The organism is Streptomyces sp. NPDC059080 (genome assembly GCF_042739975.1).
GTDB lineage: Bacteria > Actinomycetota > Actinomycetes > Streptomycetales > Streptomycetaceae > Streptomyces > Streptomyces benahoarensis.
Genome location: NZ_JBHYGX010000043.1, coordinates 31,045 through 48,958 on the forward strand (window position 1 = coordinate 31,045; position 17,914 = coordinate 48,958).

The 17,914-nt window shown below is 73.8% G+C and carries 14 protein-coding genes; 11 read left to right on the forward strand and 3 right to left on the reverse strand.

All coding sequences use genetic code 11. The features are described 5' to 3' along the window. Nucleotides 1–510 (reverse strand): cysteine dioxygenase, encoded by a 510-nt coding sequence (locus ACFWWQ_RS25280; protein ID WP_384600351.1) that lies wholly within the window; start codon nt 508–510, stop codon nt 1–3. 700 nt (nt 511–1,210) lie between these two features. On the opposite strand from ACFWWQ_RS25280, the gene ACFWWQ_RS25285 reads away from it, so the two are divergent. The 3 genes from ACFWWQ_RS25285 to ACFWWQ_RS25295 all read left to right on the forward strand — a co-directional run bounded on the left by ACFWWQ_RS25285 (nt 1,211) and on the right by ACFWWQ_RS25295 (nt 7,247). Further along, complete coding sequence (locus tag ACFWWQ_RS25285; RefSeq protein WP_030282286.1) at nt 1,211–1,474, forward strand: WhiB family transcriptional regulator; 264 nt, start codon at nt 1,211–1,213, stop codon at nt 1,472–1,474. Between the two features lie 371 nt (nt 1,475–1,845). Next, nucleotides 1,846–5,691 (forward strand): glycosyltransferase, encoded by a 3,846-nt coding sequence (locus ACFWWQ_RS25290; RefSeq protein WP_384600355.1) that lies wholly within the window; start codon nt 1,846–1,848, stop codon nt 5,689–5,691. Beyond that, a complete protein-coding gene (locus ACFWWQ_RS25295) occupies nt 5,688–7,247 on the forward strand; it encodes a DUF5719 family protein (protein WP_384600357.1) in 1,560 nt (519 codons plus the stop codon). The genes ACFWWQ_RS25290 and ACFWWQ_RS25295 overlap by 4 nt, the downstream gene beginning before the upstream one ends. A gap of 39 nt (nt 7,248–7,286) precedes the next feature. Here the strand turns inward: ACFWWQ_RS25295 and ACFWWQ_RS25300 are convergent, their stop codons facing one another. Then, a complete protein-coding gene (locus ACFWWQ_RS25300) occupies nt 7,287–7,739 on the reverse strand; it encodes a metallopeptidase family protein (protein ID WP_384600360.1) in 453 nt (150 codons plus the stop codon). A gap of 351 nt (nt 7,740–8,090) precedes the next feature. On the opposite strand from ACFWWQ_RS25300, the gene ACFWWQ_RS25305 reads away from it, so the two are divergent. From ACFWWQ_RS25305 to ACFWWQ_RS25340, 8 genes are all read left to right on the forward strand, one after another. After that, nucleotides 8,091–8,504: a DUF3499 domain-containing protein gene (locus tag ACFWWQ_RS25305; RefSeq protein ID WP_384600363.1), complete on the forward strand. Its 414-nt coding sequence runs from the start codon at nt 8,091–8,093 to the stop codon at nt 8,502–8,504. A 162-nt stretch (nt 8,505–8,666) separates the two neighbouring features. Beyond that, nucleotides 8,667–10,025, forward strand: a complete 1,359-nt coding sequence (locus ACFWWQ_RS25310) for a phosphomannomutase/phosphoglucomutase (protein ID WP_384600366.1) — start codon at nt 8,667–8,669, stop codon at nt 10,023–10,025. Between the two features lie 533 nt (nt 10,026–10,558). Next, nucleotides 10,559–10,741 (forward strand): Trm112 family protein, encoded by a 183-nt coding sequence (locus ACFWWQ_RS25315; RefSeq protein ID WP_384600369.1) that lies wholly within the window; start codon nt 10,559–10,561, stop codon nt 10,739–10,741. Between the two features lie 77 nt (nt 10,742–10,818). Beyond that, the gene (locus ACFWWQ_RS25320; RefSeq protein WP_384600372.1) at nt 10,819–11,955 is read left to right on the forward strand and encodes an SIS domain-containing protein; all 1,137 of its coding nucleotides are present in this window, start codon (nt 10,819–10,821) and stop codon (nt 11,953–11,955) included. Nucleotides 11,956–12,059: 104 nt separating this feature from the next. Beyond that, the gene (gene manA, locus ACFWWQ_RS25325) at nt 12,060–13,283 is read left to right on the forward strand and encodes a mannose-6-phosphate isomerase, class I (RefSeq protein ID WP_384600375.1); all 1,224 of its coding nucleotides are present in this window, start codon (nt 12,060–12,062) and stop codon (nt 13,281–13,283) included. Between the two features lie 247 nt (nt 13,284–13,530). Beyond that, the gene (locus ACFWWQ_RS25330; RefSeq protein ID WP_384600378.1) at nt 13,531–14,490 is read left to right on the forward strand and encodes a cation diffusion facilitator family transporter; all 960 of its coding nucleotides are present in this window, start codon (nt 13,531–13,533) and stop codon (nt 14,488–14,490) included. A gap of 697 nt (nt 14,491–15,187) precedes the next feature. Continuing rightward, the gene (ahcY, locus tag ACFWWQ_RS25335; RefSeq protein WP_384600381.1) at nt 15,188–16,645 is read left to right on the forward strand and encodes an adenosylhomocysteinase; all 1,458 of its coding nucleotides are present in this window, start codon (nt 15,188–15,190) and stop codon (nt 16,643–16,645) included. Between the two features lie 111 nt (nt 16,646–16,756). Continuing rightward, nucleotides 16,757–17,371 carry a hypothetical protein gene (locus tag ACFWWQ_RS25340; protein WP_384600384.1) on the forward strand — a complete coding sequence of 205 codons (615 nt, stop codon included), beginning with the start codon at nt 16,757–16,759 and terminating at the stop codon, nt 17,369–17,371. A 195-nt stretch (nt 17,372–17,566) separates the two neighbouring features. Here the strand turns inward: ACFWWQ_RS25340 and ACFWWQ_RS25345 are convergent. After that, a partial coding sequence (locus ACFWWQ_RS25345) for a hypothetical protein (RefSeq protein ID WP_384600386.1) occupies nt 17,567–17,914 on the reverse strand: 348 nt, incomplete at its 5' end.

Consider the following 17,914-nt stretch of genomic DNA (forward strand, 5'->3'; position numbering starts at 1 on the left):
TCAGCGCGCGGCGGCCTCGGCGGCGACGGCGTGCTGCGAGGGATGCATCGGCATCTCCGTCAGCCCGGGGAAGTAGAGGTGCAGGCTGACCGCGGGTGTCAGTGCGTCGTTGACGACCTCGTGGACGTACCCCGGCGCGAAGACCCGCTGCGCACCGGGGCGCAGCGCATGCCGCACCTCGCCGCCGCCGGACGTCGCGTGCTCCGTCAACTCCCCTTCCAGCACGGTCAGTACGCCGGACGAGCGCCCGTGGTCGTGGCGGCCGCTGCCCTGCCCGGGCAGCCAGCTCAGCAGCCACACCTCGTACCCGGCCGACGGGACCGAGCGCAGCCGGTGGTACCAGCGGGTGGTGGCGTCGTAGCGGACCAGCGGGGCCCAGGCGGCGCGGTCGGCGGCGAGGGAGCGGGCCAGTCCGGCGAATCCGGCGACGGTGGAGGGGTGCGCGGGGACGGGCGGCAGGAGGTGGGCGACGGAGAGCAGGTCACCGGCGATCTGGACATCGCTGTTCATGTGCTTCGGGTTCCTCGGCGAATGACAGGAATCGGGGAATGACGCGAGCGGGGTGCGGCACCGTGCGGTGGTTTCCCGGTGGGGGCACCGTGCGGGCGCGTGGAGCGGAGCGCTGCGGGGGTGGTGCGGCGGAGAAGGCTGGAGCTCAGTGGCTTCAACAGCTGGAACAGCGACAGCGAGCGTGCGCAGCGCGCAGCGACCCGTGGAAACGGGTCGTACGGGGTGCGGAGGTCGCTGGCATGGGACCAAGGAGAACGGTTCGCGTCCGTGATGTCAACCGGACGCCTGCCGAGGCGGCGGGGCTTCACCCCATCCGGTCGGACCGTCCGGCGAAGGGTTTGTCCCCCGTCCGCGGGGAGAAGGGCCCGGCAGCCGCGCCCGCGTGCGCCGTTGTGGCCCTGAGAGGCCGTGCTGTGATCTCTCCCGCTCCGTCGCGTGAGGTGCAACGGGAGTGCGGTCGGTCACGTCCCTGTGGGTAATGGGGGCGTACCTCTGGAGTGCGCCCCTGGGGAAGTGTCCAAGTTTTTCACGATTTCAACACTTTCCGTGTACGTTTGGTTCCGCAGGGTGAATAAGGGGCGCAATAGCAGATCTTGGCTTGACTGGCCCGGATCCCCGCACTTGTAATTTCACTCGTGTCGTTCGGCCGTCATCGATCACGGCCGCATCACGGGGACGTCAAGACAGACGAGGGGCGCACATGACCGAGCTGTTCGAAGAATTGCTGGTCGAAGAGGCGGAAGAGGAGCTCGGCTGGCAGGAGCGCGCACTGTGCGCGCAGACCGACCCCGAGTCCTTCTTTCCGGAGAAAGGCGGCTCCACCCGCGAGGCCAAGAAGGTCTGCCTCGCCTGTGAAGTCCGCTCCGAGTGCCTCGAATACGCCCTCGCCAACGACGAACGCTTCGGAATCTGGGGCGGTCTGTCGGAGCGCGAGCGGCGTCGGCTGAAGAAGGCCGCCGTCTGAAGGCGGCGCGGAAGTCCGCCGGGCGGACGGTGCGCGGCCCCGCGGGCCCCGCAGCCGTACCACGCCAACTCCCCATATCCCCCTATAGCGAACCCGCCGCCTCCAGCGCACTCGACGCCGGGGGCGGTCCGCTGTGTGAGGAGCCGGTGGGCGCGGGCGGGTGAACCATTAGTGTGGGGCTCCGTCCGAGACGTGCCGCCGCCCCCGGGTGGGCGCGCGTCCCTAGGGGGTGTCGTCAACGTCCCGTCCGGCTCGCGGCGCCCGGCGGTGACGCTTCCCCTAGTAGTCCGTCGCAGTGTCTTCCGGGGGCGCCGGTCCGCGCGGCTTCGCCGCCGGCCCCGAACTCCCGGGTCCGGAGGGCCCGTACCTCGATGTCCGTGCACAGCCAGTCGGCGGCCCAGACCGCCACAGATCCCGCAGGCGCCCCAGAGTTCCCACGGCATGTCGTCACCGCCGTGATCGTCTCCCACGACGGTGCCCGCTGGCTGCCCGACGCGCTCGCCGGGCTGCAGGGTCAGGAACGCCCGGTGCAGAACGTCATCGGCGCCGACACCGGCAGCGCGGACGACTCCGCCCAACTCCTCGGCGCCGCCCTCGGCGACGAGCGGGTGCTGCACCTCGCCCGCCGCTCCGGCTTCGGCACCGCCGTCGACGAAGCGGTCCGCACCGCCCCCGTGCTCACCCCCGACGACCTGCCGTACCTGCGGCGGCCCAGCGGCTGGGACCCCGTCAGCCGCACCTGGCGCGACGACGCGTACGACATGCCGGAACTCCCGCACGGCGAACCGGTCCAGTGGCTGTGGCTGCTGCACGACGACTGCGCGCCCGAACCGACCGCCCTCGCCGAGCTGCTGCGCGTCGCCGACGCCAGCCCCTCGGCTGCCGTCATAGGCCCCAAGCTGCGCAGCTGGTACGACAGCAGGCAGTTGCTGGAGGTGGGCGTCTCGCTCGCCCGCAGCGGCCGCCGCTGGACCGGCCTGGACCGCCGCGAACAGGACCAGGGCCAGCACGACCAGGTCCGCCCGGTCCTCTCCGTCTCCAGCGCCGGGATGCTCATCCGCCGCGACGTCTACGAGGAGCTGGGCGGCTTCGACCGGCGGCTGCCGCTGATGCGTGACGACGTCGACCTGTGCTGGCGCGCCCAGTCGGCGGGCCATCAGGTCCTCGTCGCCCCCGACGCGGTCCTGCGGCACGCCGAGGCCGCCGCCCGCGAACGCCGCACCGTCGACTGCGTCGGGCGTTCCGTCGCCAGCCCGCACCGCGTCGACAAGGCCGGTGCCGTCTACACCCTGCTCGCCAACACCCGCGGCGCGCTGCTCCCGTACGTACTGATCCGGCTGCTCCTCGGCACCGTGCTGCGGGTCCTCGCCTACCTCGTCGGGAAGGTGCCGGGGCAGGCGCTCGACGAACTCGCCGGGCTCTTCGGCACGCTGCTGCGGCCCGGCCGCATCCTCGCCGCCCGGAAACGCAGAGGTCGTCCCACCGTCGAGGCGGGGGAACTGCGGTCGCTGTTCCCGCCGCCGGGTGCGACGGTCCGCGTCACCGTCGAGCAGATCGCGGGCAACCTCACCGGACGGGCCGCGCCCGATGTGGCGTCGTCCGGGCGGCACGGCGCGGCGGAGTCCGGGCCGGGCGGTGACGACGCCGACTTCCTCGACGTCGAGCAGTTCGCCCGGCTCAAGCGGATCGCCCGCCGCCCGGCGCCGATCCTCTTCGCCCTTCTGCTGCTGGTCTCGCTGATCGCCTGCCGCGAGCTGCTCGGCTCCGGTTCGCTGGCCGGTGGCGCGCTGCTGCCCGCGCCCGCGCACGTCTCCGAGCTGTGGTCGGCGTACCTCGACAGCTGGCACCAGGTCGGCACCGGCTCCACCGCCGCGGCGCCGCCCTACCTCGCCGTTCTCGCACTGCTCTCCTCGCTCTTCCTGGGCAGCACCGGCTTCACCCTCACCCTGCTGCTGGTCTGCTCCGTCCCGCTGGCCGGACTCTCCGCCTACTTCGCCTCCCGCCCGCTGGTCGCCTCCCGGCTGCTGCGCGCCTGGGGCAGCGTCGTCTACGCGTTCCTGCCCGCGGCGACCGGCGCACTGGCCGGTGGCCGCCTCGGCACCGCGGTGCTGGCGATCGTGCTGCCGGGGATGGCCCGCGCCGCCGTCGCGGCGGGCGGTCTGCGCCTGCCGCCGGGTACCCGCCCGAGCTGGCGGGCCACCTGGGCGCTGGCGCTGCTGACCACCTTCACCATGGCGTTCACGCCCGTCGTCTGGCCGCTCGTGGTGGCGCTGAACCTCGCGCTGCTGGTGCTGCGCGCCCTGGACGGCAACCGCGCCCTGCTCGCCGGTTACGCCCTGCGGTTCGCAGCCGTGGCGCTGGCGCCGCTGCTCGTCCTCGCGCCCTGGTCGCTGTCGCTCTTCTCCCACCCCGCCTACTTCTTCCGCGAGGCCGGTCTGGCGTACGGCACGGGCTCCGCGTCCGCGTTCGACCTGCTCTCGATCAGCCCCGGCGGCCCGAAGACCGCGGGCGGCCTGCTCCTGCTCGGCATCGTCCTGGCCGCGCTCGGCGCCGCCCTGCGTGACGCCCGGCAGCGGGCGATCCGCACCGCCTGGGCGGTGGCGTTCGCCGCCCTGCTCCTCGCCGGGCTCGGCAACGGCCACGGCTGGACCGGCCCGCTGATGCTGGTCTACGGCCTGGCGCTGCTGACCGCCGCGGCCGTCGGCGCGGAGGGCGTCCGTACCCGCATGATCGCCCTCGGCTTCGGCTGGAAGCAGCCGGTGGCGGTGCTGATCGCGCTGGCCTCCGCGCTGGCGCCGCTCTACGCCGCCGTCACCTGGATGATCACCGGCGCCGCCGGGCCGCTGGAGCGCCGCGACCCGGTGCAGGTCCCGGCGTTCGTCGCCGAGGAGTCGTCCACCGCCGACCGGGCCCGCACCCTGGTGCTCGACGGCGGCGACGGCCACGTCGGCTACAGCCTGGTCCGTGGCTCCGGCGCCCGCCTCGGCGACGCCGACCTGGCCCGCGAGGCCGGGGACGACCGGCGGCTCGGCACCATCGTCGCCAACCTGGTCGCCGGTTCCGGCGCCGACCAGACCAGCCAGCTCGGCGGCTACGCCGTCCGCTACGTCCTGGTCCGTGACGGCGCCCCGCGCGAGATGGGCCGGGTCCTGGACGCGACGCCGGGCCTGACCCGGCTCAGCCAGGACGACGGCAGCGCCCTGTGGCGCGTGGACCGGCGCGTGCCGCGGGTGACGATCGTGGCGGGCGACGCCACCGACGGCACCCACGCCGGGGACGCCGCCGCGCCGGTCGCGGTGGCCGCCGGTCCCGTCGAGGCGCACACCCGGGTGCCCGCCGGGCCCGAGGGCCGGGTGCTGCGGATCGCGGACGCCGCGGACGAGGGCTGGCACGCCACGCTGGACGGCACCGCGCTCAAGCCGGTCACCGTCGACGGCTGGGCGCAGGGCTTCGCGCTCCCGGCCGGTGCCGGCCGCCTCGACCTCACCCACGACAACCCGCTCGGCCACACCCTGTGGCTGGCCGCCCAGGGCCTCCTCGCCGTCGTCCTGGTGGTCCTGGCGCTGCCGGGCCGCCGCCGGGAGATCGACGACGACCTTCCGGAGGAGGCCGCCGCCGAGGCGCAGGCCACGGCCGCGACCGGCGAGGGCCGCCGCGCCCGCCGCCTGCGCGCGGCCGCCCAGGCCACCGAGGACCCCGCACCGGACGCGCCGGAGGCCGCGGCACCGGACGCCGGGGTCCCGGCACCCGGCCAGGAACAGGAAGGGCCCCGGTACGACCCGGCCGCCCACGACCCGTACGCGGCGGTGCCCCAGCAGACGCCGTACGACCCGTGGGGCGGCGCCCCGCAGCAGCCCGGCGACCCGGCCGTACCGCAGCAGTTCCCGTACGACGGCGGCGACGGCACCCAGACCCCGTACGACGGCGGCGACGGCACCCAGACCCCGTACGGGTACGGGCAGCCCGACCCGTACCAGCAGCCCGGCGGCTACCCGGCCGATTCCTACCCGGCCGATTCCTACCCGGCCGACCCCTACGGGGCCGGTGCCCAGCAGGCGGGCGGCTACGACCCGTACGCCTACGGGCAGCAGCAGCCCTACCCGGGGCAGCAGCCCTACGACGGGCAGCAGATCCCGGCCCAGCAGCCCTACGACGACGGCACGACGTACCCCGGCCCGCACTCCGGGCCGCGCCGTGACGGGAGCGAGCAGCAGTGAAGCGCACGATGATGACCCTGACCGCCGCGGTGGTCGCGCTCGCCGCGGCGACCGGCGTCGCCGCCGTCGCCGCCCCCGGCGGTGCCCCGGAGGCGGCGCCCGGCGCGGCCCGCAAGCCGGTCGAGCGCTCCGCCCTGCTCTGCCCGGCCCCGACGTCCTCGGACGTCGGGGAGACCACGTACACCGCGTTCTCCCCCAAGGGCGCCGCGGGCAAGGGCACCTCCGCACTGCACGCCGCCGGAACGGTCCAGGAGGACACCGGCGCCAAGGGCAAGGCCGGTAAGGGGGGGAAGGGCGGCAAGGGCGACGATGCCGGTACGGTGACCGGGCAGCAGGCCGTACCGCCGCACGACAGCAAGCCCGTCGCGCCGCTGAAGGAGGCGGGCACCCCCGTCACGGCCACCACCAACCGCTCCGACGCGCCCGCGCTGACCGGCGAGGCCGACGGCGCGCTGGCGCCCGGCTGGACCGTTCAGCAGACCACCTCGGTCGCCGCGGGCGCCGGGCGCGGACTGCTCGGCCTGAGCTGCGTCGCGCCCGACACCACGTTCTGGTTCCCGGGCGTCAGCACCGGCAAGGACCGGCAGGACTACGTCCACCTCACCAACCCCGACGCCACCCAGGCCGTCGTCGACCTCGAACTGCGCGGCAAGGACGGTGCGCTGAGCGGCGACGCGGGCGAGAACATCGCCGTCCCGCCGCACACCACCGTCCCGGTGCTGCTCTCCACCCTCACCACCTCCCCGCAGCCCGACGCGGCGCTGCACGTCACCGCCCGCGAGGGCCGGGTCGGCGCCTCCGTGCAGGCGACCGACACCCACCAGGGCGGCGACTGGCTCCCGGCCGCCGCCGACCCGGCGCCCGGCGCGGTGCTCCCCGGCATCCCCGCCGACGCCACCTCCGTACGGCTGGTCGTCCTGGCGCCGGGCGACACCGACGCCGACCTGAAGGTGCAGATGGCCACCCCGACCGGCTCGATCACCCCGGTCGGACTGGAGTCGCTGCACGTCAAGAGCGGGATGACGACGGCGGTCGACCTCAAGCCGCAGGGCGAGGCGGGCTCGCTGGTGCTGTCGCCCGCCGACGACGGCTCCCGCCCCCCGATCGTCGCGGCGCTCCAGGTGGTCCGCGGTAAGGGTGGCAACCAGGAGATGGCGTTCATCCCCGCGACCCGGCCCGTCGAGCAGCGTGCCACCGCCGCCGGCAACCGGGCCAAGGGCGCCACGCTGTCGCTGGTCGCCCCGGAGAAGGGCAAGGACGCCAAGGTCACCGTCACCGCCTCGGCGGGCAGCGAGGGCGGTACGCCGGTCAGCAAGACGTACACGGTCAAGGGCGGCACCACCCTCGCCGTCACACCGCCGCTCCCGCAGGGCCTCAAGGGCAGCTACGCGCTGACGGTGGAACCGGCCGCCGGAAGCGGCCCGGTCCACGCGGCACGCACCCTGGCCCAGCCGCAGGGCGGCGTCCCCGCCTTCACCGTGCAGACACTGCCGGACGACCGGGGAACGGTGGTCGTCCCGACGGCCGGCCAGGACCTGTCGCTGCTGACGGACTGACAGGCTGACGGACCGGGGGAACGGTGTCCCGTGCGGCGGTCAGTCCTGGCCGTAGCGCGGGTCCACCGACTCCGGCGCCAGGCCGAGGAGTTCGGCGACCTGCTCGACGACGGTCTCGTGGACCAGCAGGGCCCGCTCCTCGCGGCTCTTGGTGCGGATCTCGACCGGGCGGCGGTAGACGATGACGCGGTCGCGGTGCGGCCCGGCGGCCGGGACCGCCCGCCCCAGCGGCACCGTCCCGTCGTCCGGCTCCGCCTCGTCCTCCGGTCCGAACAGCGGCACCTCCTGGACGAGGAAGTCGACACCGGACAGCTGCGGCCAGCGCCGCTCCAGCCGGTCGCGCGCATCGTGGACGAGGTCCTCGAAGGCGTCGGCGCGGCTGACGGAGAGCGGGACCTGCGGCGGGGCGATGGGGCCGCGCATGCCACGGCCGTGGCGGTCACGGCGGCGCGGGCGCGGTTCCGTCGGGCGGGGCGGTTCAGACGTGTCCATCGCCTCCGAGCGTAGCCGCCGCGGCCCTTCCAGGGAGGCGGAGCGAGGCATCCGGGAACACAGGGCGGATGACCGGTCCGATAACGATTGTGTTCATTTGGCGCGCCCCCTCCTCGCGCCTGCCGTCCGACCTGGCCCACCGGCCTCCCGCCCCTCTCTCCCCCACCTCCCCGCCCCCATTTATCCCTTTTCTCCACGTCCTCGCCCGGGGAATCCGGCGATGCCGTCCCCGGGCGGCGTCCATTCCGGCTCCGTGCGGCCCTTTCCGTGCCGTCCGGCGCAGGCCGCCGCGAGCGGGTGCAGGTCAGGCGCACCGGACGAACCGGGACGACACGGTCGGGCGAGCAGGAGGTGAGTCGTCGCGGCCCGGTCAAGAGTGCGGTACCGTCCAACGTCGTGAGCCCTGTACGTCGCTGTTCGCGCACTGCGTGCGGCCGCCCCGCCGTCGCCACGCTGACGTACGTCTACGCGGATTCGACCGCCGTGCTCGGGCCGCTCGCCACCTACGCGGAACCCCACTGCTATGACCTGTGCGCCGAGCACTCCGAGCGCCTGACCGCCCCCCGCGGCTGGGAAGTCGTCCGCCTGGCCATCGATCCCGGCCCGGCCCGCCCCAGCGGCGACGACCTCGAAGCGCTCGCCAACGCGGTACGCGAGGCGGCCCGTCCCCCGGAGCGCCCCGCCGCCCCGGAACGGACCGAGACCCCGCAGCCGGGCGCCGCGCGCCGCGGGCACCTTCGGGTGCTGCGGTCGCCGGATTCCTGACGCCGCCCGGCTCCTGACGCCGGGCCCGGTGACCGGCCCCGCTCCGCCGTCCCGCTGTTGCCGGTGCTCGTACCGCCTGGCGTGTACCCGGCGTCCGCCCGGTCCGCTGTCGGTACCTCCGGGTAGGTTGGATCTCCCGTACCGAATCGAGGAGGACCGGCCGTGGCTGATCTGTCGCAGCTCGTGAAGGCGTACGACGTGCGCGGTGTCGTGCCCGACCAGTGGGACGAGTCGCTCGCGGAGCTGTTCGGCGCGGCCTTCGTCGAGGTCACCGGCGCGGACGCGATCGTGATCGGGCACGACATGCGGCCCTCCTCGCCGGGCCTGGCGCAGGCGTTCGCGCGCGGTGCCGCGGCGCGTGGCGCGGACGTCACCCACATCGGCCTCTGCTCCACCGACGAGCTGTACTTCGCCAGCGGCGCCCTCGGCCTGCCCGGCGCGATGTTCACCGCCTCGCACAACCCCGCCCGGTACAACGGCATCAAGATGTGCCGCGCCGGTGCCGCCCCCGTCGGCCAGGACACCGGGCTCGCCGATGTCCGCGCCCTCGTGGAGCGCTGGGCGGAGGAGGGCGCCCCGCAGCCCGCCGCCACCCCCGGCACCGTCGGCGAACGCGACGTGCTCGGCGAGTACGCCGCCCATCTGCGTTCCCTCGTCGACCTGTCGGCCATCCGCCCGCTGAAGGTCGTCGTCGACGCGGGCAACGGCATGGGCGGCCACACCGTCCCCACCGTCTTCGCCGGGCTGCCGCTTGAAGTGGACGCGCTCTACTTCGAGTTGGACGGCTCGTTCCCGAACCACGAGGCCAACCCCCTCGACCCGAAGAACATCGTCGACCTCCAGGCCCGCGTCCGCGCCACCGGCGCCGACCTCGGCCTGGCCTTCGACGGCGACGCCGACCGCTGCTTCGTCGTCGACGAGAACGGCGACCCGGTCCCCCCGTCCGCGATCACCGCGCTGGTCGCCGCCCGCGAGCTGGCCAAGCACCCCGGCGGCACGGTCATCCACAACTGCATCACCTCCTGGTCGGTCCCCGAGGTGGTCAAGGAGAACGGCGGCACCGCCGTCCGCACCCGCGTCGGCCACTCCTTCATCAAGGAGCAGATGGCGAAGACGGGCGCGATCTTCGGCGGCGAGCACTCCGCCCACTACTACTTCCGCGACTTCTGGAACGCCGACACCGGCATGCTCGCCGCACTCCACGTCCTCGCAGCTCTGGGCGGCCAGGACCGCCCGCTGTCCCAGCTGGTCGCGGCGTACGACCGCTACGCCGCCTCCGGCGAGATCAACAGCACCGTCGCCGACCAGGCGGGCCGCCTCGCCGCCATCAAGACCGCCTACGAGGGCCGCGACGGCATCACCCTCGACGAACTCGACGGCCTCACCGTCACCGCCGCCGACTGGTGGTTCAACCTCCGCGCCTCCAACACGGAGCCGCTGCTGCGGCTGAACGTCGAGGCGCGGGACGCGGAGACTGTCACGCGGGTGCGGGATGAGGTTCTGGCCGTGGTGCGGGCGTAGGCGGGGCCGCCTGTGCCGGGCCGTTGATGAGGCCGGGACGGGGCGCCGCCAGGGTGGCCGGGACGCATGCCCGGAGCCGGCCCGGCCTTCGTCCGACCCGCCCGGCCTACGGGCCCGAGGCTGTGGGTGCGCCGCCCAAGGCGGCCGGACGGGGCTCGGCATCGCGGACCCCGGGGCTCGGGCCGCTCTGCCACGGATTGCCGGCACGGGCGTGCGCCGCGGCCCGGCTCGGCGTTCGTCTGGCCTGGCCTGCCCCGGCGTTCGTCCTGGCCCGGACCGGATTCGTCCGTCCTGCCCCGGCTCGGCGTTCGTCCGGCCTGGCCTGCCCCGGCCCGCCCTCCGCCCGTCCCAGGAGCCCCCGGGAACACCCGACACCACAGCGCCCGGCTCCGCCCCGCGACCCCCGACACCTGGCCCGGCAGCCCGTCGCCCGCCCCGCCCCCTCCGTACCTCCCCCGCACCGGACGACAGGCCCTCGCCCCCCGCCCGGCGGTAGGCTGGCGGGGCCGCAACCATCGAAGGAGCAAGCCCCCATGCCGGTCGACGCCAGCCTCATCGAGATCCTCGCCTGCCCCGCGTGCCACGCTCCGCTGGCGGACCGGACGGCGGACGATCCCGCCGAGCTGGTCTGCACCTCCGCCGCTTGCGGTCTCGCCTACCCCGTGCGGGACGGCATCCCCGTACTCCTCGTCGACGAGGCCCGCCGCCCCGCCTGACCGGACGCCGCCGGGGCCCGCCCCCGGCACCGCCCGGCGTGACCCGCCCGCACCGGCGAACGGAGGCCGCGCCCACCATGCTCGACGAGTCGCTCCTCGACACCCCCGAGGCGCTGGCCCGCGCCGACCGCTACGGCCTGCTGCGCGGCGTCGCCGAATCCGGCGCCCGGGTCCGCACCGCCGCCCGCGGCGCCGCCGACGCCGGTATCGCCGACCTCGCCCCCGACGGGCGGCCCCGCGCCGTCCTCGTCGCCGGGCCCGGCCCCGTCGCCCCCTGCGTCGCCGACCTCTTCGGCGCCCTCGGCGGCGGCAGCTGCCCCGTCACCCACATCCCGCCCACCGGCGTCGACGCCCGCCCCGGCGCCCTGCGCTGGACGCTGCCCGGCTGGTGCGGCCCCCTCGACCTGGTGCTCATCGCCGGGCCCGACGGCTCCGACCCCGGCCTCGCCGAGCTGGTCGAGGGCGCCTACCGCCGCGGCTGCTCCGTCGTCGCGGTCACCCCCGCCGGCTCCCCGCTCGCCGAAGCCGTCGGCCAGGCGCGCGGCCTCGCCGTCCCGCTGGCGACCACCGCGTACGACGCCGAGTTCGACGTCGAGGGCGCCCCGCCCGCCGCCCCGGGCACCCTCTGGTCGCTGCTCACCCCGATCCTCGCGCTCGCCGACCGGATCGGGTTGCTCAGCGCCCCGCCCGACGCCCTGACCCGCCTCGCCGACCGCCTCGACCAGCTCGCCGAACGCTGCGGCCCGGCCCTCGCCACGTACACCAACCCGGCGAAGACGCTGGCCGCCGAGGTCGCCGACGCCCTGCCGCTGATCTGGACCGAAGGGCGGGTGGCCGGTGCCGTCGGCCGCCACTTCGCTGCCGAACTGGCGAGCCTCGCGGGGCGCCCCTCCCTCGCCGCCGAACTCCCCGAGGCGCTCACCGCCCACCGCACCCTGCTCTCCGGTGCGCTCGCCGCCGGAGCCGACCCGGACGACTTCTTCCGCGACCGCGTCGAACAGCCCGCCGCCCTCCATGCCCGCGTCATCCTCCTGCGCGAACACGCCCCCGGCCCGCTCTCCGCGACCCTCGCCGCCCACACCCTCGCCGAGGAACGCGGCACCGCCGTCAGCGCACTGGAACCACCGGACGGCACGGACCTGGAGACCGCCGCGGAACTACTCGCCATCGCGGATTTCGCCGCCGTTTACCTTGCGCTCGCCGACACCGAGTGATCTGTGAGGGCGGCCCCGCGGCCACCTCGCGGGACCCCCTCCCGTACGCCCCACAGGCCGTCGCCCCGCAGGAACCCGTACGTCACGCAGGAAGCAGCAGCCCCATGGACCGCCTCGACAACACCGTGCGCCCCTACGCCTGGGGCTCCGTCACCGCCCTGCCGGAGCTGCTCGGCGCCGAGCCGACCGGCGAACCCCAGGCCGAGATGTGGATGGGCGCCCACCCCGGTGCCCCCTCGCGCATCGACCGCGGCGCCGGTCCCGTCTCCCTGGCCGACGTCATCGCCGCCGCCCCCGAGGCCGAACTGGGCGACGCCACCGTCCGCGCCTTCGGCCCCCGGCTGCCCTTCCTCCTCAAACTCCTGGCCGCGGGCTCCCCGCTCTCCCTCCAGGTCCACCCCGACCGCGCCCAGGCCGAGGCGGGCTATGCGGACGAGGAGCGGCGCGGCGTTCCCCACGACGCACCGCACCGCAACTACAAGGACCCGCACCACAAGCCCGAGCTGCTCTGCGCCCTCACCCCCTTCGAGGGGCTCTGCGGCTTCCGGCACCCCGCCGAGGCCGCCGACCTGCTGGCGGGCCTGGACGTCGACGCGCTCAAGCCGTACGTCGACATCCTGCACGCCGAACCGGAGGCCGACGCGCTGCGCGAGGTCCTGACCGCCCTCCTCGGCACCGACCGCGCCGCCCTCGCCGACTCCGTCGACCGCGCCGCCGCGGCCGCCGCGCGGCGGGGCGCGGAAGACGACCCGCACGCCCCCGCCTACGCCGCGTACGCCGCCCTCGCCCACCACTACCCGGGCGACCCCGGTGTCCTCGCCGCGATGCTGCTCCACCACGTACGGCTCCAGCCCGGCGAGGCGCTCTTCCTCGGCGCCGGCATCCCGCACGCCTACCTCAGCGGACTCGGCGTCGAGGTGATGGCCAACTCCGACAACGTGCTGCGCTGCGGCCTGACCCGTAAGCACATCGACGTCCCCGAACTGCTGCGCATCGTCCGCTTCACCCCCGGGGACCCCGGCATCCTCCGCCCGGAGGAGACCGACGGCGAGGAGGTCTACGACACCCCTGCCGACGAGTTCCGCCTCTCCCGGTACGTCCTCGCACCCGGCGCCGCCCCCCGCGCCCTGGACGCGCGGACCCCGCAGGTACTGCTCTGCACGGCGGGCACGGTCGTGGCCCGCCCGGCCACCGCGCAGGGCGCCGAACTCCCCGTCATGGACGGCGAGTTGCGGCTCGCCCCGGGGGAGTCGGCGTTCGTCCCGGCCGGGGAACACGTCACCGTCTCCGGCGAGGGGACGCTCTTCCGGGCGAGGGTCGTCGCGTAGCGGGGGCGGATGACGGCCGTCGCGTGGCGCGGGCCGGGCGTGCGGGGACGTACCGCCGGGCGCCCGGCCCGGGGTGAGCCCGCGACCACCGGCTCCCCACCCCACGCCCCTGACCTGCCACGGCACCGGTGGCACCGTCCACCCACCGGGCACCCCGCAGCGCCCGGAGGCAGGGCTGCGAGAATGACCGCCCCACAGCCTTAAAGGGGCAGTAAAGCCCAGCCGACGGAAGGGACATGCGGCACTCATGAGTGCATCAGGCGGAACCAAGGCGATCGTCGCGGCGCTGGGCGCCAACCTGGCGATCGCCGTAGCGAAGTTCGTGGCGTTCGCCTTCAGCGGCTCGTCGTCCATGCTCGCCGAGGGCGTGCACTCGATCGCCGACTCCGGCAACCAGGGCCTGCTCCTGCTCGGCGGCAAGAGGGCCAAGCGCGCCGCCACCGAGGAACACCCCTTCGGCTACGGCCGCGAACGTTACGTCTACGGCTTCCTCGTCTCCATCGTGCTCTTCACCGTCGGTGGCGTCTTCGCGCTCTACGAGGGCTACGAGAAGATCCACGAGCCGCACGGCCTCGACAACTGGTACTGGCCGGTCGGCGTCCTCCTCTTCGCCGTCATCGCCGAGGGCTACTCCTTCCGTACGGCCCTGAAGGAATCCAACGAGCTGCGCGGCGAGCAGAGCTGGGCGCAGTTCATCCGCCGCGCCAAGGCCCCCGAGCTGCCCGTCGTCCTGCTGGAGGACTTCGGCGCACTCATCGGTCTCGTCCTCGCCCTATGCGGCGTCGGCCTCACCCTCGCCACCGGCAACGGCGTCTGGGACGGCATCGGCACCATGTGCATCGGCGCCCTGCTGGTCCTGATCGCGCTGGTCCTCGCCGCGGAGACCAAGTCGCTGCTGCTCGGCGAGGCCGCCGGCCCCGAGCAGGTCGCCAAGATCCGCGAGGCGGTCGTCGACGGCGACACCGTCACCCGCGTCATCCATATGCGCACCCTCCACCTCGGCCCCGAGGAACTGCTCGTCGCCGCCAAGATTGCGGTGGAGCACGATGACACGGCCCGCGAGGTCGCCGACGCCATCAACGCCGCCGAGGAACGCATCCGCGCCGCCGTCCCGATCGCCCGGGTCATCTACCTGGAGCCCGACATCTACGACGAGGCCACCGCAGCCAACGGCGCCGACCCGGCAAAGTCCCCCGGAGGCCGCTGACCCCCGGCACTCACCGGAAGGCCCCCGCCAGCGTGGAAACACCGCCCCAGCACCCGCCTTCCGGCCGCGATCCCCCAGGCCCCGCTCCGTCCTTCGGAGCGGGGCCTCCGCGCGGACGGGAACGGACGGAGGCGATGGGGGAGGACGGGGCGGACGGGAGCGGACGGAGGCGATGGGGGAGGACGGGGCGGACGGGAGCGGACGGAGGCGATGGGGGAGGACGGGGCGGACGGGAGCGGAGCCGCGCTCCCACGGGCCATCCGGCACGACCCCACCGGCACCGGCGCCGCACACCGCGGCCACCGCACGATCTCAGCCCCGATCGCCCCCCTCCCCACGCCCCGGGTGGCGCCCCCGCCACGGCGCCCTCCCGTATGCCCACCCGCCCCGGCCTCTCCCCGCACCCCCATACGGCGCAGCCGACGGACCCCGGACCGCCGCCCCCGCAGCGCACAGAATGAGCCGAGGCGGGCTGGGGCCGCCGGGCCGGCCGGTGTAGATTCGTGACCAGTGCCAGACGTCGCTGCTGATGGCGGTCGGGCGGCCCGCACCGCGGACCGGCCGAGGGAGAGAGGGCCTCCGACGGACTGCGCTGCGGCCAGGGGAGAGGTGCGTCCGCTTCCGCGTGCGCTTCCGCCTGCCCGCGCCGCAGACTGCCCAGCCCGACATCCACCTCGCCGCACGAGGAGCAGCCCGTATGACCACCGCAGCCACCGGCCAGGACTTCAAGGTCGCCGACCTCTCCCTCGCCACCTTCGGCCGCAAGGAGATCACCCTCGCCGAGCACGAGATGCCCGGCCTGATGGCGATCCGCAAGGAGTACGCCGAGGCCCAGCCCCTGGTGGGCGCCCGCGTCACCGGCTCCCTGCACATGACCGTGCAGACCGCCGTCCTCATCGAGACCCTGGTCGCCCTCGGCGCCGAGGTCCGCTGGGCGTCCTGCAACATCTTCTCCACCCAGGACCACGCCGCCGCGGCCATCGCCGTCGGCCCCAACGGCACCCCGGACAACCCCCAGGGTGTCCCGGTCTTCGCCTGGAAGGGCGAGTCCCTGGAGGAGTACTGGTGGTGCACGGAGCAGGCCCTGACCTGGCCGAACTCGCCCACCGGCGGCCCGAACATGATCCTCGACGACGGCGGCGACGCCACCCTCCTCGTCCACAAGGGCGTCGAGTACGAGAAGGCCGGCAAGGTCCCCTCCGTCGACACCGCCGAGAGCGATGAGCACCGCGCCATCCTGGAGCTGCTCACCCGCACCATCGCCGAGACCCCGCAGAAGTGGACCCGCCTCGCCTCGGAGATCCGCGGCGTGACGGAGGAGACCACCACCGGCGTCCACCGCCTCTACGAGATGCACCGCGACGGCGTGCTCCTCTTCCCGGCGATCAATGTCAACGACGCCGTCACCAAGTCGAAGTTCGACAACAAGTACGGCTGCCGCCACTCCCTCATCGACGGCATCAACCGCGCCACCGACGTCCTCATCGGCGGCAAGACCGCCGTGGTCTGCGGCTACGGCGACGTCGGCAAGGGCTGCGCGGAGTCGCTCCGCGGCCAGGGCGCCCGCGTGATCATCACCGAGATCGACCCGATCTGCGCGCTCCAGGCGGCGATGGACGGCTACCAGGTCACCACCCTGGACGACGTCGTCGAGACCGCCGACATCTTCGTCACGACGACCGGCAACAAGGACATCATCATGGCCACCGACATGGCCCGGATGAAGCACCAGGCCATCGTCGGCAACATCGGCCACTTCGACAACGAGATCGACATGGCCGGCCTCGCCAAGCTCGACGGCATCGTCAAGGACGAGGTCAAGCCGCAGGTCCACACCTGGACCCACCCCGACGGCAAGGTCCTGATCGTCCTCTCCGAGGGCCGCCTGCTGAACCTCGGCAACGCGACCGGCCACCCCTCCTTCGTGATGTCCAACTCCTTCGCGGACCAGACCCTGGCCCAGATCGAGCTGTTCACCAAGCCGGAGACGTACCCGACCGACGTCTACGTCCTGCCCAAGCACCTGGACGAGAAGGTCGCCCGCCTCCACCTGGACGCGCTGGGCGTCAGGCTCACCACGCTGCGCCCGGAGCAGGCCGCCTACATCGGCGTCGAGGTCGAGGGCCCGTACAAGCCCGACCACTACCGCTACTGAGCAGACGCGTAACACCCGCAGCAGCCGGTGAAGCCAGGCCCTCGCCCCACCGGGCGAGGGCCTGGCCCGTACCGCCCCGCAGGCCCGCACACGCCCGCTCCAAGGATCTCCATGCCCCGCGGCCACTACTCCCTGCACGATCCACACGATCACACCCCCCTCGGTGAAGAGCACTTCCACTGCGCCACCGGCCCCTCCGGCTGGCGCTACGTCTCCCAGATCACCTCCCCCTCCGGCGACCACATCGGCTCCGTCGACCTCACCCTCGACGAACGGGGCCGCCCCCTCCGGCTCGAACTCCACGCCGGTGCCTGGCAGGTACGCGGCGCCGCACTCGACGGCGTCACCTGGGTCCGCACCGACCCGACCGGTGAACACGCCACGGAGGGCAACGTCCCCGCCCACGCCTTCACCGGCGCGTCCCCGGCTTTCCTCATCGCCACCGCCCGGCTGCTGCGCCCCGCACCCGGCGCCGGAGCCGTCCGCACCCGGCTCGTAGCCTTCACACCCCCCGTCCTCGCTCCCCGCACGCTCGATCAGTCCTGGGCGCTGCTCTCCAGCACAGCACACGCCACTGACAACGCCCCGCTGATCGACGACGCGTACCAGGTCAACGACCTGGAGACCGGCGAACAGCACACCGTCCACCTCGCCGGCGACGTCGTCCTCTCCGCCCCCGGCATCGAGCTCGAATCCCTCGACTCCCCACCGTCGACCTTCCCGTAGCGACACCCACCGCCCCTGACGTGCATCTCGCCCTGCTGACCTGCTAGTCTCCATACCTCCCCAGGAACCCCGTTGACACGGGATCCTCGGGGAGGTAGATTCGAACGGTTGCCGGGAGAGCTGGACAGGCTCCACCGCAACGGTTAGTCTCATATCTCGCTCCAACCGGAATTCAATTCGGTGGGGCCACTCGAATCACTTAGCTGAAACTTCCACCGATTCTTTGGGTGGAAACGTTTCTGATAATATTCGGGCCAGCCGAAAGGCAAACCCCTCCGACGGGTAATCGGAAACGAATTCGGACCGGAAACGGCAGCGAATCGGATCTGATAGAGTCGGAAAGGCCGGAAAGCGAAAGCAAGAAGGCCAACCCCGCTCCAACAGGGGGCCGGAAACGCCCAGCGGATCTGGTAAGGTGGGAACCGCGGAAAAGCCGAAAGGCCGGACCGCACCGGCGAAAATCAGGGCCGAAAGGATCTGATAGAGTCGGAAACGCAAGACCGAAGGGAAGCGCCCGGAGAGCCTGGTGAAACAGGCACAAAG

What these genes read in the sequence shown, in the direction of transcription:
- ACFWWQ_RS25320 (WP_384600372.1), top strand. Translation starts at nt 10,819, where the DNA reads ATGCTCGACGAGTCGCTCCTCGACACCCCCGAGGCGCTGGCCCGCGCC.
- ACFWWQ_RS25285 (WP_030282286.1), top strand. Translation starts at nt 1,211, where the DNA reads ATGACCGAGCTGTTCGAAGAATTGCTGGTCGAAGAGGCGGAAGAGGAG.
- ACFWWQ_RS25280 (WP_384600351.1), bottom strand. Translation starts at nt 510, where the DNA reads ATGAACAGCGATGTCCAGATCGCCGGTGACCTGCTCTCCGTCGCCCAC.
- ACFWWQ_RS25340 (WP_384600384.1), top strand. Translation starts at nt 16,757, where the DNA reads ATGCCCCGCGGCCACTACTCCCTGCACGATCCACACGATCACACCCCC.
- manA (WP_384600375.1), top strand. Translation starts at nt 12,060, where the DNA reads ATGGACCGCCTCGACAACACCGTGCGCCCCTACGCCTGGGGCTCCGTC.
- ACFWWQ_RS25290 (WP_384600355.1), top strand. Translation starts at nt 1,846, where the DNA reads ATGTCCGTGCACAGCCAGTCGGCGGCCCAGACCGCCACAGATCCCGCA.
- ahcY (WP_384600381.1), top strand. Translation starts at nt 15,188, where the DNA reads ATGACCACCGCAGCCACCGGCCAGGACTTCAAGGTCGCCGACCTCTCC.
- ACFWWQ_RS25330 (WP_384600378.1), top strand. Translation starts at nt 13,531, where the DNA reads ATGAGTGCATCAGGCGGAACCAAGGCGATCGTCGCGGCGCTGGGCGCC.
- ACFWWQ_RS25300 (WP_384600360.1), bottom strand. Translation starts at nt 7,739, where the DNA reads ATGGACACGTCTGAACCGCCCCGCCCGACGGAACCGCGCCCGCGCCGC.
- ACFWWQ_RS25315 (WP_384600369.1), top strand. Translation starts at nt 10,559, where the DNA reads ATGCCGGTCGACGCCAGCCTCATCGAGATCCTCGCCTGCCCCGCGTGC.